This is a genomic window from Brevibacterium atlanticum, assembly GCF_011617245.1.
GTDB classification, from domain to species: Bacteria; Actinomycetota; Actinomycetes; order Actinomycetales; family Brevibacteriaceae; genus Brevibacterium; species Brevibacterium atlanticum.
This window is the reverse complement of the sequence record NZ_CP050152.1, coordinates 681,795-697,489: the sequence shown is the minus strand read 5'-3', so window position 1 is coordinate 697,489 and position 15,695 is coordinate 681,795. Positions and strand designations below refer to the sequence as shown.

17 protein-coding genes are annotated in these 15,695 nt (G+C 65.1%); 2 read left to right on the top strand and 15 right to left on the bottom strand.

The features are described from left to right. Nucleotides 1-15: 15 nt before the first annotated feature. The 13 genes from fdxA to GUY23_RS02980 all read right to left on the bottom strand — a co-directional run bounded on the left by fdxA (nt 16) and on the right by GUY23_RS02980 (nt 13,133). Nucleotides 16-342, bottom strand: coding sequence for a ferredoxin (fdxA, locus tag GUY23_RS03040; RefSeq protein ID WP_166969623.1), 327 nt, complete (start codon nt 340-342; stop codon nt 16-18). After that, the gene (gene cobA, locus GUY23_RS03035; RefSeq protein WP_166969621.1) at nt 339-1,139 is read right to left on the bottom strand and encodes a uroporphyrinogen-III C-methyltransferase; all 801 of its coding nucleotides are present in this window, start codon (nt 1,137-1,139) and stop codon (nt 339-341) included. Before cobA ends, fdxA begins: the two co-directional genes overlap by 4 nt. Then, nucleotides 1,136-2,479: a sulfate adenylyltransferase subunit 1 gene (locus GUY23_RS03030; RefSeq protein WP_166969619.1), complete on the bottom strand. Its 1,344-nt coding sequence runs from the start codon at nt 2,477-2,479 to the stop codon at nt 1,136-1,138. Before GUY23_RS03030 ends, cobA begins: the two co-directional genes overlap by 4 nt. Beyond that, nucleotides 2,479-3,444, bottom strand: a complete 966-nt coding sequence (cysD, locus tag GUY23_RS03025) for a sulfate adenylyltransferase subunit CysD (protein ID WP_166969617.1) — start codon at nt 3,442-3,444, stop codon at nt 2,479-2,481. Before cysD ends, GUY23_RS03030 begins: the two co-directional genes overlap by 1 nt. Next, nucleotides 3,441-4,247: a phosphoadenylyl-sulfate reductase gene (locus GUY23_RS03020; RefSeq protein ID WP_166969615.1), complete on the bottom strand. Its 807-nt coding sequence runs from the start codon at nt 4,245-4,247 to the stop codon at nt 3,441-3,443. Before GUY23_RS03020 ends, cysD begins: the two co-directional genes overlap by 4 nt. Next, nucleotides 4,244-6,037 (bottom strand): nitrite/sulfite reductase, encoded by a 1,794-nt coding sequence (locus GUY23_RS03015; RefSeq protein WP_166969613.1) that lies wholly within the window; start codon nt 6,035-6,037, stop codon nt 4,244-4,246. Before GUY23_RS03015 ends, GUY23_RS03020 begins: the two co-directional genes overlap by 4 nt. Nucleotides 6,038-6,229: 192 nt before the next feature. After that, nucleotides 6,230-7,180: a sirohydrochlorin chelatase gene (locus GUY23_RS03010; RefSeq protein ID WP_166969611.1), complete on the bottom strand. Its 951-nt coding sequence runs from the start codon at nt 7,178-7,180 to the stop codon at nt 6,230-6,232. Nucleotides 7,181-7,716: 536 nt separating this feature from the next. Then, nucleotides 7,717-8,988 (bottom strand): MFS transporter, encoded by a 1,272-nt coding sequence (locus tag GUY23_RS03005; protein ID WP_166969609.1) that lies wholly within the window; start codon nt 8,986-8,988, stop codon nt 7,717-7,719. A 400-nt stretch (nt 8,989-9,388) separates the two neighbouring features. Beyond that, nucleotides 9,389-10,207 carry an ABC transporter ATP-binding protein gene (locus GUY23_RS03000; RefSeq protein ID WP_166969607.1) on the bottom strand — a complete coding sequence of 273 codons (819 nt, stop codon included), beginning with the start codon at nt 10,205-10,207 and terminating at the stop codon, nt 9,389-9,391. Continuing rightward, nucleotides 10,200-11,057 (bottom strand): ABC transporter permease, encoded by an 858-nt coding sequence (locus GUY23_RS02995; RefSeq protein WP_166969605.1) that lies wholly within the window; start codon nt 11,055-11,057, stop codon nt 10,200-10,202. Before GUY23_RS02995 ends, GUY23_RS03000 begins: the two co-directional genes overlap by 8 nt. Nucleotides 11,058-11,130: 73 nt before the next feature. After that, complete coding sequence (locus GUY23_RS02990; protein ID WP_166969603.1) at nt 11,131-12,468, bottom strand: FAD-dependent oxidoreductase; 1,338 nt, start codon at nt 12,466-12,468, stop codon at nt 11,131-11,133. A gap of 33 nt (nt 12,469-12,501) precedes the next feature. Further along, complete coding sequence (locus tag GUY23_RS02985; RefSeq protein WP_166969601.1) at nt 12,502-12,846, bottom strand: cupin domain-containing protein; 345 nt, start codon at nt 12,844-12,846, stop codon at nt 12,502-12,504. Next, a complete protein-coding gene (locus GUY23_RS02980) occupies nt 12,843-13,133 on the bottom strand; it encodes a DUF4287 domain-containing protein (protein ID WP_166969599.1) in 291 nt (96 codons plus the stop codon). The genes GUY23_RS02985 and GUY23_RS02980 overlap by 4 nt, the downstream gene beginning before the upstream one ends. Before the next feature lie 189 nt (nt 13,134-13,322). Between GUY23_RS02980 and GUY23_RS02975 the strand changes: the two genes are divergently transcribed. Then, nucleotides 13,323-13,652: a rhodanese-like domain-containing protein gene (locus GUY23_RS02975; RefSeq protein ID WP_166969597.1), complete on the top strand. Its 330-nt coding sequence runs from the start codon at nt 13,323-13,325 to the stop codon at nt 13,650-13,652. 149 nt (nt 13,653-13,801) lie between these two features. Here GUY23_RS02975 and GUY23_RS02970 read toward each other — a convergent pair whose 3' ends face one another. Together GUY23_RS02970 and GUY23_RS02965 are read right to left on the bottom strand one after the other, a co-directional pair. Next, the gene (locus tag GUY23_RS02970; RefSeq protein ID WP_166969595.1) at nt 13,802-14,290 is read right to left on the bottom strand and encodes a pyridoxamine 5'-phosphate oxidase family protein; all 489 of its coding nucleotides are present in this window, start codon (nt 14,288-14,290) and stop codon (nt 13,802-13,804) included. A gap of 113 nt (nt 14,291-14,403) precedes the next feature. Next, nucleotides 14,404-14,652 carry a hypothetical protein gene (locus tag GUY23_RS02965; protein ID WP_166969593.1) on the bottom strand — a complete coding sequence of 83 codons (249 nt, stop codon included), beginning with the start codon at nt 14,650-14,652 and terminating at the stop codon, nt 14,404-14,406. A 130-nt stretch (nt 14,653-14,782) separates the two neighbouring features. On the opposite strand from GUY23_RS02965, the gene GUY23_RS02960 reads away from it, so the two are divergent. Then, nucleotides 14,783-15,695 (top strand): IS5 family transposase gene (locus GUY23_RS02960; RefSeq protein ID WP_228282687.1). Its coding sequence is split into 2 segments (ribosomal slippage): nt 14,783-15,154 and nt 15,156-15,695, totalling 912 coding nucleotides; the frame shifts between segments, so codons are not numbered across the junction.

Below are 15,695 nucleotides of genomic sequence, written 5' to 3'. Positions count from 1 at the left end.
AGTCGTCAGAGTTCGTCAGTCGTCGGTGTTCTGCGGGGGCAGGGCCGCAATGAAGGGATGGTCCTTGTCGATGACCCCGTGCGCGGCGGCCCCGCCCGGGGAGCCGATGTCGTCGAAGAAGTCGACGTTCGCCGCGTGGTAGTCCTCCCACTCATCGGGCACATCGTCTTCGTAGAAGATCGCCTCGACCGGGCACACGGGTTCGCATGCCCCGCAGTCGACGCATTCCTCGGGGTGGATGTACAGGGAACGTTTGCCCTCGTAGATGCAGTCGACCGGGCACTCCTCGATGCAGGCGCGGTCCTTCACGTCGACGCAGGGCTGAGCGATGATGTAGGTCATGGGTTCCTTGCCAGCTTCGGTTCTGGTTTGACCGCGGCGTCGAATGCGCCGGCGGCGTAGGGGCTGTGGGTGACGACATCGCCGATGACGACGATGGCCGGTGAGCGCACGCTTCGGCGGGCGGCGTGGAAGGCAATCGTGCCGAGCGTCCCGATCGTCACTCGCTGGTTCTCACCGTACCCGTCCTCGATGATCGCGACCGGGCAGTCCGCTCCACGTTCACCGCGAGCGAGCACTCCCGCCGAGTGGACGAGGGTGCCGATGCCCATGAGCACGACGACCGTGTGGTCGCGTCCCCCGCCGATCTGCTCGATCTGATCGTGGCCGGTGACCACGGTGTACGCGGTCGCCACGCCCCGGTGGGTCAGGGGAATCCCCGCGAGCGCGGGCACCGAGTTCGCACTCGTCACACCCGGGACGACCTGGACGTCGATGCCGGCCTCGCGGCACGCGAAGACTTCCTCTCCCCCACGTCCGAAGACGAAGGGGTCCCCGCCCTTGAGGCGGACGACGCGACGGCCGAGTCGGGCCTGTTCGATGAGGATCTCGTTGATCCGCGACTGCGGCACTGGGTGATGGCCCGGCTGTTTGCCGACATCGATGATCTCGGCATCCAGGGGTGCGCCCCGATCCTCGGTGAGCTGATCGATGATCGCACGCGCGCCGAGGCGGTCGGCCACGATGACGTCGGCCCGCTCCAGGGCGCGCAGACCGGTGACGGTCAGCAGCCCGAGGTCGCCGGGTCCGGCTCCGACGAGCAGCACGCTGCCCGCCACCTGGGTGGGGAAGAGACTCATGAGTTCGCCTCGGGGGTGTGGATGCCCGCCGCGAGCGTATTTCCCGACTGCGGGTCGATGATGACGAACGCCCCAGCCGAACCGTGGGCGCGGAAGTCCGCGACCGGCAGTTCGGCTGCGAGCTTCACCCTGGCCTGGCCGATGTCGTTGCCGGCGAGCACCTCGGCGGCCTCCGTCTGCGCGGTTGCGAGGTTGCGTTTGGTCTCGATCGTGACGATGCCCTTGACGGTCGTCGTCCCGGTCTTCACCAGCACCCGATCGCCCGTGCGCAGGCCCTCGGAGGTGAAGGGGAACACCTCTGCGGTGAGTTCCCGGCGGGCCGGCGGCAGTGTGCCGGCACCGGCGATGACGGTGCCGCGTGCGGTGTCGATGTCATCGGCCAGCCGCAACGCCACCGACTGCGGGGCACCTGCCGTCTCCAGCGGCCCATCGGCGGTGTCGATGCCGGTGACCGTCGTACGGATCCCGGCCGGGTGGACGTCGATCTCATCGCCGAGGCTGACCCGCCCTGACGTGATCTGACCGGCCACGGCCCGGTAGTCCCGAAAATCATCGGCGTCGAGTCCCGGTGCGAGTCCGCCCTGGGGGCGCAGCACGGTCTGGACGTCGAGGCGGAAGGGTTCGAGATCCGCGGTGGCCTCATCCTTGCTCGGCAGGGTCTCGAGCAGGTCGAGCAGTGCCGGGCCTTGGTACCAGGGGGTGTTCTCCGAGGTGGTCGCGATGTTGTCCCCGGCCAGCGCGGACATCGGGATGATGTGCGGGGAATCGAGCCCCACCTCGGCGGCGAGGTCGGCAACCTCACGTTCGACGGCCTCGATCGCGGTCTGGTCGTAGTCGAGGAGGTCGATCTTGTTCACCGCGATGATGACGTGGCGGATGCCCAGCCGGGAGACCACGGTCAGGTGACGGCGGGTCTGCTCGGTGGGACGGTTGCGCGCGTCGATGAGGACGACGACGGCATCGGCGGTCGTCGCGCCGGTGACCATGTTCCGGGTGTACTGCACGTGCCCGGGGCAGTCGGCGAGGATGAACGAGCGACGATCGGTCGCGAAGTAGCGGTAGGCGACGTCGATGGTGATGCCCTGTTCCCGTTCGGCCCGCAGACCGTCGGTGAGCAGGGCGAAGTCGAATTCGCCGCCGAGGAATCCGCGTTCCCGGCTGGTCGCGGTCACGGCTTCGAGCTGGTCGGCGAGGATCGCCTTCGCATCGTGGAGGAGCCGACCGACGAGGGTGGATTTGCCGTCGTCGACGGATCCGGCGGTGGCGAAACGCAGCAGCGTCTTCGTCTTCGCGTCCACGACGTCGGTGGCCGGTTCTGAGGGGGTGGTCGTTGTCGTCATCAGAAGTATCCGTCCTTCTTGCGGTCCTCCATGGCCGCGGCCGAGATCCGGTCGTCGGCGCGTGTGGCACCGCGTTCGGTCACAGTGGTGGCGGCCACCTCGGCGAGGATCGATTCGTAGTCGGCGGCGTCGGATTCGACGGCGCCGGTGCAGCTCATGTCGCCGACGGTGCGGTAGCGCACGGTGCGGCGGATGACGTCCTCGTCCTCGCGGGGGACGGAGAATTCGCCGGTGGCCCACCACATGTTGTCGCGGTTGAAGACCTCGCGTTCGTGGGCGAAGTAGAGCTCGGGCAGGTCGATGTTCTCTCGCGCGATGTAGCTCCACACGTCGAGTTCGGTGAAGTTCGAGATGGGGAATACGCGCACGTGCTCGCCTGGCAGGTGGCGGCCGTTGTAGATGTTCCACAGTTCGGGGCGCTGGTTGCTCGGGTTCCAGCCGCCGAACTCGTCGCGCAGCGACAGGATGCGTTCCTTCGCCCGGGCCTTGTCCTCATCCCGGCGTGCCCCGCCGAACACGGCGTCGAATCCGCCGTCGGCGATCGCGTCGAGCAGCGGCTGGGTCTGCAGGGTGTTGCGCGTCCCGTCGGGGCGTTCGCGCAGGCGTCCGTCGTCGATGTAGTCCTGGACCTTCGCGACCGTGAGATCGAGACCGAAGCGTTCGGCCGTCTCGTCACGGAAGCGGATGATCTCCGGGAAGTTGTGGCCGGTGTCGACATGGAGGAGCCCGAAGGGGATCTTCGCCGGCCAGAAGGCCTTCGCCGCGAGGTGGAGGACCGTCACGGAGTCCTTGCCGCCGGAGAACAGCAGCACAGGCTTCTCGAATTCGGCGGCGACCTCACGGATGATGTGGATCGCCTCGGATTCCAAGACGTCGAGGGTCGACAGGGTGGCCTGGGTCTGTGTGGTCTGCGTCTGTGGCTGTGACTGTGTGGTCTGTGGCTGTGTGGTCTGGTCGATAGTCATGTGTGGAGTCCGCATTCTGTTTTGTTCGTTCCTGCCCAACGGCCGGCGCGGGGGTCTTCACCTTCGGCGACGGGGCGGGTGCAGGGCTGGCATCCGATCGACGGGTAGCCCTGCGACAGCAGTGGGTTGACGGGCACATCGAAGGCGCGCGCGTAGTCGAGGAGGTCGTCGAATGACCAGGCGGCCAGAGGGTTGACCTTGACCAGGCCGTTCTTCTCATCGAAGGTGATCAGCGGCGTGTTCGCTCGGGTCGGGGCCTCGTCGCGGCGGACCCCGGTGAACCAGAGCTCATAGCCTGCCAGCGACTTCTTCAGCGGGGCGACCTTGCGGCGGGCGCAGCACAGGCCCGGGTCCCGGGCGAAGAGGTCCTTGCCGAATTCGGCATCCTGTTCGGGCACGGTCTGTTCCGGAAGGACGTCGACGATGTGGACATCGACACGGCGGGCCACCTCGTTGCGGGTGGTGTAGGTCTCCGGGAAGTGATAGCCGGTGTCGAGGAAGAGGACGTCGACGCCGGGCAGGTACTGGGCGACGTAGTGCGGCAGGGCGGCATCGGCCATCGAGCAGGCGACGGCGCAGGCGGCGGTGTCGAAGTGTCGCGAGATCCAGCGGATGACGTCGGCAGGGTTGGCTTCGGCCACCCCGTTCTCAGGGTCACCGCCGAGCTCACGAGCCCCCGCCTCGGCGATGGCTTTGAGCTCGTCGATCGGACGCGGTTCGGGACGGTGGCGCTGGGTGTCTGCTGCGGTGGTATTCGCGGTGGTCGCGTTGGTGGCGGTGGTGGCGGTGGTGTGCGTGCTCATGTCAGTTCCTCCTCGTCGACGCGGTGGGCCCATTCGGAGAACGTCTCGGTCTCGGTGCGGCCGGCGAGGAACCGGCGCACGAGTGTCTCGACGTAGTCGCTGAGGTGATCGGCGGTGACCTTGAGGCCGCGGACGGTGCGGCCGAGTCCGGCCTCGTCGCGGTCCTTCGACGCCAGTCCACCGCCGACGTGGACCTGGAACCCGGGGACCTGCTCGCCGTCGTCGGTGGTGACGATCTGGCCCTTGAGCCCGATGTCGGCGGTCTGGATGCGGGCGCAGGAGTTCGGGCAGCCGTTGAGGTGAAGGCTGATCGGGTGGGGCAGGTCGTCGATGTCGGCGAGCCGCTCTTCGAGCTTCGTGATGGTGTCGGCGGCGGTCTGCTTGGTCTCGACGATGGCGAGTTTGCAGTATTCGATGCCGGTGCACGCCATCGTCGAACGGCGGAAGAGGTCCTTGCGGCTGGACAGGCCGAGTTCGTCGAGTTCGGCGACGACGGCGTCGACATCGGATTCCTCGATGTCGAGCAGCAGGAACTTCTGGTGCGGTGTCGTGCGCAGGCGGGTCGAGCCGTATTTGTCGGCGAGGTCGGCGATCTGGCCGAGCAGGGTCCCCGAGACGCGGCCGACGATGGGAGTGACGCCGATGTAGTAGCGGCCGTCCTTCTGCTTGTGCACGCCGACGTGGTCGCCGGCGGTGATCGGTTTGGCAGGGGCCGGTCCGTCTGCGAGCTTGTAGCCGAGGTATTCGGTCTCGAGGACCTCGCGGAACTTCTCCGGACCCCAGTCGGCGAGCAGGAACTTCAGGCGGGCCTTGTTGCGCAGGCGGCGGAAGCCGTAGTCGCGGAAGATCGAGGTGACGCCGAGCCAGGTTTCGACGACCTGCTCGGGGGCGACCCAGGCGCCGAGGCGCTCGGCGAAGCGGGGCACCACGGACAGGGCGCCGCCGACCCACAGGTCGTAGCCGATGCCGTGCTCGGGGTGGTCGACGGCGACGAAGGAGCAGTCGTTGATCTCGTGGACGACGTCCTGGCTGGGGTGGCCGGTGATCGCGGTCTTGTACTTGCGCGGCAGGTTCGACAGTGACTGGTCGCCGATGTAGCGGCGCGAGATCTCTTCGATCGCCGGGGTCGGGTCGATGAGTTCGTCGGCGCCGATGCCGGCCACGGGTGAGCCGAGGATGACGCGGGGGACGTCACCGCAGGCCTCGGTGGTCTGCAGGCCGACGGCTTCGAGGCGGCGCCAGATCTCGGGGACGTTCTCGATCTCGATCCAGTGCAGCTGGATGTTCTGCCGGTCGGTGAGGTCGGCGGAACCGCGAGCGAAGTCGGTGGAGATGTCGGCGATCGTGCGCAGCTGCTCGGTGGTGAGCTTTCCGCCGTCGATGCGGACCCGGAGCATGAAGTATTCGTCTTCGAGCTCATGGGGTTCGAGCTTGGCGGTGCGACCGCCGTCGATGCCGGGCTTGCGCTGGGTGTACAGGCCCCACCAGCGGAAACGGGCGTGGAGGTCGGAGGGGTCGATCGAGGCGAACCCCTGCTTCGAGTAGGTTTCCTCGATGCGCGCGCGGACGTTGAGGCCGTTGTCCTCGGCCTTGTCGATCTCGTTCTTGTTCAACGGTTCGTGGCCGTCGACCTTCCACTGACCGTTGGACTTCTTCGGCCGGGCAGGCTTCTTCGCGCGCGCACGTGAGTCGGATGCGGGCGCGCTGGATGCGGGCGCACCGTCAGCGGGCGCACCGGCTGCGGCCGAGTCGCCTGTGGGGTTTGTGTGCTCTTCCACCTTGGTGGACATGGATCGTCTCCAAACGCTGATGGGAGTCAGTGATAGGCCACGCTACAAGAGGAAGTGATTGCTCAACACTTTGCCTTACCTAAGTTCTGACACATTGCGACACATGACGTCATAGAAAGGCGTGAATTTTGAGATTCACCGCGAGGTTGCGTTAATGGACCGTCATCGGGTGGTCGCGTCTGGACGGTCGGGTCAGAGCGCCGAGACGACTCGGTCGTAGATGATGTCGACGAGCAGGGCAGGGACAGCGAAACCGGACTCGGCGGGGATGCCGGCATCGGCCGCCTGACCCGATTGCGAGGTTGTCGGATCGGTCGGCTGGTGGGATGACTGGGGGTGTTTCTGGGCGTTTCCTTGGGACGTTTCGGTGGTGAGCAGGGGTGAGCTGAGGATGTTCTGTGTATCGGCGATGAGGCCTCGGGCGAGGTCGTCGAAGAAGCCGGGGGCGAGGAGATAGTTGGCCAGAACGAGGCGTTTCACCGCGTGTTCATTCTGCTCAACAAAGCTTTTGAGAGGGGTCCCCGCGCCTGCGAGGAAGCCGACGTCGACGGGCCGTCGGAGTTCGTTTGCCAGCAGCTCGCCCATCTCGCGACAGGAATCGTTGGCGCGTTCGTCACTTGAGCCTGCCGCGGCGAGCACGACCTCGTCGTCATCACGCAGGGCGGGCAGGCGCTCGGCGAGGATGCGGGCCAGCCGCGGGTCGGGACCGAGGGTCTTCGTCAGGCGGATGTCACGGGCGGGAGTTCCGGCGGTACGGGTGGCCGCCTCGGTGGAGTCCGCGGTTCGGGTGGCCACCTCGGCGGGGTTCGCGTCATCGGCACGATCGGACTTCAGCGCAGGATCGATGGTCTGCGCATGATCGACTGCCTCGGCGAGGTCGACGTGGACGTGATAGCCCGGCGAGAGAAGGAGGGGGACGAGAATGACGGGTCGATCGTGCGGAAGGCGGTCGACCACCTCGGCGACGGTGGGCTCCTGTACATCGACGTGTCCGAGCATCACCTCGTCGACGAGCCCTCGCCCGCGGAGATCTCGCGCGACCTCGGCGGCGAGGGCCTCGATGAGGGCCTGCCCCTGGGCCGATGAGGTCCCGTGGGAGATGAGACCGAGCGAGGGAAGCCCCCTCGATGACCTGCCCGTCACCGCAGTCGCCCCTGCGACGACGTGACGCGAGTGCACGACCGGGCGCGGGTGCACGACCAGGCGGGGGCACACGACCAGGCGGGGAACCGGACAGCAGCCGACACGACGCCCCGCCTCGGCGAAGGGCCGACGACCCTAGAGCCGAGGTGAGCACGGGCGACTCCGGTTGCGTTCATCCGAATAGGGTATCCGACCCGCGCCGCTGCCGATGACTGCGGTGTCATCTCCGCCCTCCTCGTCGGGTTCCTCGCTCAAGGCCGCGCGCACATTTCGACCCGTCGACGATTCCACATCCGCGCTGCCGCTTGATCGACGACGTGCGGCCGCCTCCGACACGTCGCTCAAGGCCGCGCTCACATTTCGACCCGCGCCACGCTCCGCCACCCTCGTTCAAGGCGGCGCGCACGTTTCGACCCGTCGACGATTCCACATCCGCGCTAGCGCTTGATCGAGCGGAATCGCAGCGCCACCTCGGCGGGAAAATACCGCGTCGAGCGGGGCGACGATGGCCACGACGCCCCACTCGGCTAGGCGACTCAGCGCCGCTTGTACACCTTTCGGGCCACGATGACGCCGATGAGCGAGAGCAGGGACAGTGCCGCGTAGTAGAAGCCGGGCACGGTCAGTTCGCCCGTCGCACTGAGCAGTGCGGTGAGGATGAGCGGGGCGAAGCCGCCGAAGATCGCGACGCCGAAGCTGTAGGCGATGGTCATGCCCGAGCTGCGGACGCGGACGGGGAACAGCTCGGACAGCAGCGCCGGCATCGGGCCGAAGTAGAAGACCATGAACAGGCCGACGATCGCCTCGCACAGGGTGAGGACGGCGATCGAGGGGTTCGCTGTCAGGAGCATGAACATCGGCCACGCGACGATGATGCCCACGATCGTCGTCGGGATCATCACGGTCGTCGGCCCCACCTTGTCGGCCAGCCTGCCGGCGAACGGTGAGCCGATCAGGGTGATGATGCCGGCGACGACGGCGCCGGGGAACGCCGCCCACGGTTCGAGGCCGAGGTTGTCGACGGCGAACTGCGGCAGGAACGTGATGAGGTAGACCGAGATCGTGGCCATGGCGATGATGAGGAACGCCGAGAACAGGCGACCGAAGTTCTGGCCGAGGAGGACGCGCAGCGGGTTGTCGGTCTTCTCGGCGGCCTTGAACTCGGGGGTGTCGTCCATCTTCGAACGGATATACCAGCCGACGGGGCCGATGAGCAGACCGATCGCGAAGGCCACTCGCCAGCCCCACGAGTGCAGGGCCTCTTCGCTCAGTGCCGAGCTGAAGATCCACGAGATACCTGCGGCCAGGAACATCGAGATGCCCTGCGTCGCGGTCTGGAAGGAGGCGTAGAAGGCCTTGCCGCGCTTGGCGTTCTCGGTGAGGAAGGCGGTGGCCGAACCGAACTCGCCGCCGGCGGAGATGCCCTGGATGATCCGGGCGATGATGAGACCGATCGCCGCCCACACGCCGATGACAGACTCGCCGGGTAGGACGACGATGATGAATACGCCGAGCGTCATCAGACCGATCGTCAGCGACAGGGCTGACTTGCGGCCGTGCTTGTCGGCGTAGCGTCCGATGAGAACGGCACCGAGCGGCCGGACGACGAAGGTGATGGCGAACGTCGCCCAGGTCATCAGCTGCGCCGACAGCCCCTCGCCCGGGTAGAAGACCACAGCAATGGAGGTCGCCATGAATCCGAAGAGGATGATGTCGTACCACTCGAGGGCATTGCCCAGTCCGGCCGCGAGGACGGCCTTCCGCGCCCGCGACTTCTCTTCGCGGGAAACCTCGATCGTCTGACTCATTGCACGCCTCTTCTGGTAGTTCCTATCGATGATGTCGATCAGAGATGCAGGCTCCGTTGCATGTCATCTGAACGCGGTGAATCTGATCCGGCCCCCGCGCTTTCAAAGAGTCACCTTACTGCTGTTTTTGCTCACGCTCACCGATCATCTCAATCGGCGGCCACGCACTCTACGCCATGGCACAAACGTCATTGCCCGTTGCCTCTATCTTTCGGCAGCCTCTCAACAGGCCGATGTTGTCCGCGCCGAGGACTCTGGGAGCTCTGCTTTCCGAGAGAGCCGAAGCGCAGGAGCGGTAGTCCCGAGAGCTCTTTGCCTGACATCCGTGGTCGATAGTCAGTCATACCTCTGTGCGACGCGTGCGAACGACTGAAATGAACGCTTTACCGGGCGGCGGGCCTCAGCCCGGCTCTTCCTCGGCTTCTCTCGCCTTCTCGGCCTTGGTGAACGCCTGGTATTCGCGAATGACCTCGAGTGCCGGGCCGTCGGCGCGCAGTTCGCCCTTCTCGATCCACAGGGCACGATTGCACGTGTCCTTGATCGTGCGCATCGAGTGCGAGACGAGGAAGACCGTACCGGCATTCTCACGGATCGACCGGATGCGACCTTCCGACCGGTCACGGAACTTCTTGTCGCCGACGTTGAGCGCCTCATCGACGATGAGGATCTCATGCTGCACCGAGGTCGCGATCGCGAACTTCAGCCGCTGGGACATACCCGAGGAATAGGTGCGCATCGGCAGATCGATGAAGTCCTCGAGGCCGGTGAATTCGACGATTTCGTCGAACTTCTCATCGATCTCGGGCCGGGTGAGCCCCAAAGCCAGGGAACCGAGGACGATGTTGCGAGCACCGGAGAGATCCGGAATGAGAGCAGCACCGACGCCGAGGAGGTTCGGCCGAGACGTCGCATAGATCGCACCCTCCGACGTCGGGGTCAGCCCTGTGATCGACCGCATGAGCGTGGACTTGCCCGAGCCGTTGCTGCCGATGATGCCGATGGATTCGTTCTTGTGGGCGACGAAGCTCACACCCTTGAGCGCATGGACCTCCCGCAGACCGCGGCGCTTCATCATGACGTCTTTGCTGCCGAGCTTGAGCTTCTTGCCGGTGGCCAGAGTCTTGTACCGGACGTGGACGTTGTCGCAGACGACGACGGGCGGATTGTTCCGAGTCACCTCGGGGAGGCTGCCGGTGTCGAACGAATTCTCGTCACTCATCGCGACCGAACCTTTCCTCGGCCTGCCAGAAGAACACGAAGCCGATGATGAAGATGCCGAACGCCCAGATGGCCAGGTGCCAGAAGTAGTCGAACGGAATGACACCGTCCTTCATAAGGATGCCGCGGGCGATCGCCAGGACGTTGTTGATCGGCTGCCAGTCGGCGAAGGGCTGCAGGGACGGATTGATCTTATCGACCATCACCTTGAGATCGAAGAAGACGCCCGAGGTGTAGAAGATCATCCGGGAGATGAACGGGGTGACCTGGGACAGATCACGGAAGTGGACAGTCGCGCGAGCGAAGATGAAGGCCACACCCTGGTTGAAGATCCAGAACAGGAAGACCAACGGGATGAAGAGGAACCAGTCCCAGCTGGGCTTCGCACCCCACAGCATGACGAGCACAGCCATGAAGATAAAGGTCGGAATGAAGTTGAGCAGGTTCTGGAAGACCGTGGCGATCGGCAGCACGATGCGTGGGAACGGCAGCGATTGGACGAGTGAGGCATTCGAGATGATCGACTTCGCCCCACCATTCATCGAGGTGTTGAAGAACTCGAGGACGAAGACGCCGATGATGACGAACGGAGCGAAGTCTGGCGGACGTGCTGTCGCGCCCTGCATGATGAAGCCGAAGACCGTGCCGTAGATGAGCGCCGAGAAACCGGGACGCAGAAGCACCCAGAGCATACCGAGGCGGTTGCGTTCGTTCTCGGACTGCATCCGATACTTCGCCAACGTGTACGTGAAGTCGCTGCGGTTGATCAGCTGTTTGACGTACTCGGGCAACGACGGCCGTCCACCCACTCTCTCGAGTCCGTGCTCGGCAGCAAGCCTGGCCATATCCATGAACAGAAGATTCTCTCGTCGGCGACTGGGGATTGAACAGATGAAAAGTCTACGTGATGAGACTAGCGCAGACTCACAGTCGGCTGTGAGCCTTGAAGTCGAAGTCGGGGTCCTCGATCTGGGCACGGGTGGGGATGTGGCTACCGCCGAGTACGCGTCGGGCGGCGGCCTGCATCGGCGGCCAGTTGAGTGTCTCGACACCGATGAGCATCGACTCCGGCCCCGGACCGTCGAAGTGGAAGACCTGGAACTTCGCCCCGGACGGGTCATGTCGGATGATCGTGTCGGTGGCGTCCGGGCTGGTCAGGCCCGCAGTGAAGACCTTCTCCGGGCCTTGGAAGCTCCAGTGCCAGGGCACGTCTGACCAGGTTTTTCGTCCTGTTTCTTCGAGTGTCGACGGGACGCCTGCGGCGGTGTCAGCGTCGCTGTCAGGGTCACTGTCGGCCACCTCGGCGGGGGCGTTGGCAGGGGTATCGGTGAGGAGTTCAGCGAGGAACTGACCGTGGCTTTCGGCCACCGGTTCGCACGCCCAGGGGTGATCGAGAGCATAAGGGCCGGCGGTGACGATCGCGCAGTCGCCGGCGGCGAAGATGCCCGGATGGGATGTTGCCAAACTCTCATTCACCTCCCACGCCTCGGCGGGTCGGTCGCCGTCGATGGGGATGAGTCGGGGCCGGGCACCGACGCTGGTGATGAACAGGTCATGAACATCTGCGGGAATATCGTCCGGGCTCGAGGTGTGCGTGACGAACTCGACACCCGCGGCCCGATGTTTCTCAAACAGCGCTCGTCGCACAGGAGCGGAAAGCTGTCTGCGCAGCGGTTCGTCCCCGCGCAGGTACACGGTGGCCCGATGTCCGGCGGCGACCGCCGAGGTGGCGACCTCCATCCCGAGGTAACCGGAGCCCAGGACCCCGATGTCGAGCGGCTCCGTGGCCCGCTCGACGCGGTCGAGGATCCATTCGGCATCGCCGAGGTTGTACACCGGAAGCGCGTCCGGATAGTTCGGGATCCGCGGGCGGTCGGCCTCCATCCCGGTGGCGAGAATGCAGTGGGTGAAGTCGATCGACTCCCCCGACGCCAGCAGGACCGTCCCGGCCGTCGCGTGATGGTCGGCAAGCGGGTGGGGGTGTCGCTGGGTTTCGGCGGTGTAGCGGGAGTCGGGGGCCGCCTCGGCGAGGGTGATCTCCTCTGCCCGGTCACGGACGAAGGTGATGTGCTCGGTGGATTCGAGGTGGTACGGCAGGTGGTGGCGGGCGCCGTCGAAGAGGTGCTTCGACAAGGGCGGACGCTCGCAGGTCTCGCCGGCGCGCGGATCGATGACGGTCACCGCCTGTCCGCGCGCGTTCAGCTCTCGCGCTGCCGTGGTCCCGGCCAGTCCCCCACCGATGATGACGATCCGCTTGCTCATTCCTCCATGCTAATCCTCGCCGAGGTGGCGCACTCAGTCCTCTTCCACGAAGTCCTGAATGATCTCGGGTGAGGCGTGGATGCACACCATTCTGAGGTTCTCGGTTCCGATGCTGCGGAAGCGATGGACCGTTTCGGCTCCGACGGTGACGATCGAACCGGCCTCGGCGGAGAGCGTCTCATCATCGGCGTCGATGCGCACCTGCCCGGACAAGACGACCCATGTCTCGGTGTAGGGTTGCCAGTGCAGGTCGGGCCCTTTTCCGGGTGCGGTGTCGACCCAGAAGAACGAGACGTCAGCACCATGTTCAGCACCCACGAACTTGGCCGTCGGCGATCCGGGCAACAGCAGCCCGCGGCGCTCCGCGACAGTGATCATGCCGGTTTGCTGGCTTTGCCGTCGAGCCGGAGCATGTCGGTCTCGTCGCTGTGGGTGCCGCCGGAACCGACGTGTTTGGCATCGATCTGCGGGCCCTTCTTGATGACATGGACCAGCGCCATGCCATGTCCGCGGCCCAGCCCGTAATCGGACTCGAGCCAGTCGAGGATGACGCCGGCCTTGACGGAGTCGTCATCGAAGCCCTTCTCCTTCGCGAGGCCGATGAACTGGCGCGGGGTGAGTCCGGTCTTGTCTTCGATGGTGTCGAGATAGGCCTGGAACGACATGGGAAACCTTCCAGGCAAGTGAGTCGAGCGACTCTGCTCGGTTGCGGTGCAGGTCAGCGATCTGCACGGACCCAATTTGAATCATAGACCGCGATCGGTCGGGGGTCTATGACAGCCGCGGGGCGCGAGTGCGGCGTCGCCCAGGCGGGACGCGTGCGTGGTGCGGACCGTCGTGTTTAGACTGAAGTCATGGATGAAGAAGCCAACGTCACAGTCAACGACATCCCCGACGGCGCCACGATCGTCGATGTCCGTGAGGACGATGAGTGGGAGGCCGGCCACATCGAGGGCGCGTACCACGTCCCGCTGGGTGAGCTGCCGTCACGCCTCGACGATCTGCCCCTCGACGACGACATGTACGTCATCTGCCGCACCGGCGGCCGGTCGAACCGTGCCGTGGCCTGGCTGAATCAGAACGGATTCGATGCGTTCAACGTCGAAGGCGGCATGGGTTCCTGGAACATCGACAACGGCAAGCCCATCGTCTCGGAGACCGGCGAAGAGCCCTGGGTCAAGTGACAGCTTCGGGTCACTGACGGTGCGCGACTGAGGACGCGCACTCTGCACGAGACACTCTTGATAAGACGGCGAGCGCCGGGCTGCGGATGTGCTGCCCGGCGCTCGTCTGTTTCGTTCCGCGTCAGAGTTCTCGCGTCAGAACTCCGAGGTCAGAGTTCTGTCGTGTCACTGCCTCCGCCAGTGCGCTGACCGGTCACCTTGGACTTGACGATCTGAGCCATGGCCGAGAGCTTTCCGCCGGTCAGGCCCCAGTGCTGCGCGGAGTCGCTGGTGACCTTGATGAGGCCGAGGTTCGGGTCGTTGCGTCCGTGTTCGAACCATGCGGCAACGGAATCGTCCCAGAGTTCGTCGACCTTGGCCGGGTCGTCGACGAATTCGACGCGACCTGCCACCGAGAGCCAGTTCCCCGCCTCGGCGACGGTGATGTTGACGTGCGGATTCGTACGCAGCGCGGTCGCCTGGTCTCCGTGCAGTCCGATGAAGAACCAGACGTCGGCATCCGCGGTGACCTGCTGCGGCACCATCGGGTGCGCGAGCAGCTTGCCGTCATTGAGCGCGGTCGTGAGCATGACGATTCTGCTGTCGTTGAGGATGCTGACGACATCGTTGAGGTCGAGATTCTTCTGGTCGTTGCTCATAGTGCTCTCCCATCGAGGGGTTGGGTGGGGTGTGGGGATCGTGCTGGCTGTCATGATTCGGCCCGGTGTCGTACTTCACGGCTGTCGTCGCACTTCATGCCCGCTGTCGCACGTCAGTCGAGGTCGGATTGCGATTCGTCGACCGCCGTGTGTGATCCGTCGGGATTGCGGTGCAGGGTCACACCGATCTCGTCCGCCACTTCCTGCAGGCGCTCGTCGCTTTCGTCTTCGGCGTAGCCGACCTCGACGCCGGAATCGACGTTCGAGGTGCCGCCGATCTTCTCGGTCGCCTCGTCGAGCTTGGCTGCGGCATCTCTCGCTGCGGATTCTGCCGCTGACTCATCGTCCTTGTTCCTACTCATGATGCTCCTTCCTCACGTGGTGATCACGTGACTGACGGGTGCGCCACCGACGTGCCGGTGTCGAACTCTCCGTCATTTCGCTAGGGCGTGTCTCCTTTATTGACCATTCCAGGACTGGCACGGTGGAGACGTGACTACACAGCAACGACACCGAGTCTTCACTGATGAGCAGTGGGAGAAGATTGAACCACTTCTGCCCTCGAATGTCGGCAAGAGAGCCCGACCATTTGAGAACAATCGCCGAATCGTCGAAGGAATCGTCTACCGCTACCGGGCCGGCATCGCCTGGCGCGACCTGCCACGTGAGCACTTCGGGCCCTGGCAGACAGTATGGAAACGCCACCGCCGCTACGCCGCCGACGGCACCTGGGACCGAGTCTTAGCTCGGGTGCTTTCCGATGCTGATGCTGCCGGTGACATCGATTGGAACATCTCCGTCGATGGCACCATCAATCGTGCTCACCAGCACGCGACGAACACGACCCGCCCTGACCAGGACACAGGGGGCTACGTCGAATTACAAGAATCTGCCTGATTCGGAATGTGAACCCGCCGGGCACGGCATCGGTCGCTCACGTGGTGGGCTGACGACGAAGATCCATCACGCCGTCGACGGCAAGGGTCGACCTTTGGCTGTCGTGGTCACCGGCGGACAGCGTCACGACGGGGTGATCCTGCCGCAGGTCCTGGCTGATATCCGAGTACCGCGGGCTGGCGGTGGTCGTCCTCGCACGTGTCCGGACGCCGTTCTGGCGGATCGCGCTTATGGGTCCAAAGGCAACCGCGACTACCTGCGTTCGCGCGGCATCCGGGCGATGATCCCGGAGAAAAAAGACCAGATCGCGACCAGGAAGAAGCGCGGCAGCAAAGGTGGCCGGCCGCCAGTGTTCGACGCCGGTGTCTACCGGAACCGCAACGTCGTGGAGCGCTCGTTTGCCTACGTCAAGCAATGGCGGGGGTTAGCGACGAGATACGACAAGCTCGCCATCACGTATCGAGCGGCTGTCGTGATCAGCGCGATCCTGACATGGCTCCGCCAATAA